The following is a 295-nucleotide window of genomic DNA, read 5'->3' as shown; positions in this document are numbered from 1 at the left end:
AATGGTCATTCAGAACATAGCGCAGATACCTGGAACAACGATTTAAAAAATCTAGTCGGCGTTGTTGAAACAATTCTTTCATCCAGCCACTCCTTCTTGCGTCAAGGCCAGATAAATTTCATTCAGACTTGCACCATCCATACCAAATGCGCTTTGTAGCTCCTCCAAATTTCCAGTTGCACGAACCTGTCCCTGATGTAAAATCACAAAAGAGTCGCACATTTTCTCAGCTGAGTCAAGAACGTGAGTGGACATGAGGATTGAAGTACCCTTAGATTTTTCTTCCTCCAAAAGA

1 pseudogene is annotated in these 295 nt (G+C 42.0%); it reads right to left on the bottom strand.

Features of this window, described 5'->3' with window-relative positions:
• Positions 1 to 78 precede the first annotated feature (78 nt).
• Positions 79 to 295: pseudogene (locus C1E99_RS03630) on the bottom strand (ABC transporter ATP-binding protein); the annotation flags it as partial.

The sequence above is a fragment of the Streptococcus suis genome (assembly GCF_002964045.1).
Classification (GTDB): domain Bacteria; phylum Bacillota; class Bacilli; order Lactobacillales; family Streptococcaceae; genus Streptococcus; species Streptococcus suis_U.
This window is presented reverse-complemented; position numbering and strand designations above follow the sequence as displayed.